Here is an 844-nt window from a genome sequence, read left to right as displayed (position 1 = left end):
CCCCGCAATTCTTCGTTATGTCGTTCCTTTGTCTCTTTCCTTTCCTTGTCGGCGGCTTTGAGCTGAGCAGCGCTGTTCTGCAGCAGCCATTCAAGGCACTCAGCGGCAGTGTCATACCCATTCTCGTTGGTCAGTCGCTGAAGATTTTTCTGTGCCACCGAGGATAGAACAAAGGCGCATGTCTTTCGCTGGCTCTTCTTTCTCCGGTCTCTGATTTTTTGCTGAGTCCAGGCCTCGCTCATTAGCTTTAAGAACTTCCATGTTGTGTCAGCCTCCGGGCCGGTTGTCGGCCACCTCTCAATCTCTCTTTTTAGTTGGCCCAGTTCATTGCCCTTGAGGAGGCTGTCCGGAAGACGTCTCCCTTTCTTTGTCAGGTATCTGCGAATCCAGGCGGCTAGGCCAATTTCGCTCTCATTGATCCACGCTAAATAATGGGGCTGATTGCTCATGGAATGACTCGAATAAGATTTATGGTCATCATAGCACACCTGCATTATTCATCGCCCTACGAATAATTTTAAATAAAAATACAGGGTGTAATTCGTAATGTAATATAAATAAATTTATAAGGTTACGGAAGACTTATGCTTTTTGAAGTGCTTACTACTCGATGCGACGAGCTCGGGCCGGATGCTAGATACTGCTTGGCGCGCTTTGTTTTACGCTTTGGGCACCGTGAGTCCGAAGCACTCTCTACAAAAGAAATGGCGCAAAGCTTTGGCGTTTCGGAGCCGGTGATGTCTGCTTCTCTGAAGGCGCTAGTGGCTGTGGGGGCGCTCATTAACCGGTCTGAATTGACTGGCAAGAAAGGTCGTGCGGGACGGCGATATCGGGTTTCAAAAGA

2 protein-coding genes are annotated in these 844 nt (G+C 48.8%); one reads left to right on the top strand and one right to left on the bottom strand.

Translation table 11 applies throughout. The features are described 5' to 3' along the window. On the bottom strand, nucleotides 1-449 hold a 449-nt coding region (locus tag ACI77I_RS32045; RefSeq protein ID WP_407000213.1), incomplete at its 3' end, for a hypothetical protein. Between the two features lie 135 nt (nucleotides 450-584). Here ACI77I_RS32045 and ACI77I_RS32040 point away from each other — a divergent pair. After that, nucleotides 585-844: hypothetical protein (locus ACI77I_RS32040; protein ID WP_407000211.1), on the top strand; the 260-nt coding region annotated here is incomplete at its 3' end.

Origin of the sequence: Pseudomonas sp. D47, assembly GCF_045447305.1 — a bacterium.
Classification (GTDB): Bacteria; Pseudomonadota; Gammaproteobacteria; order Pseudomonadales; family Pseudomonadaceae; genus Aquipseudomonas.
This window is presented reverse-complemented; position numbering and strand designations above follow the sequence as displayed.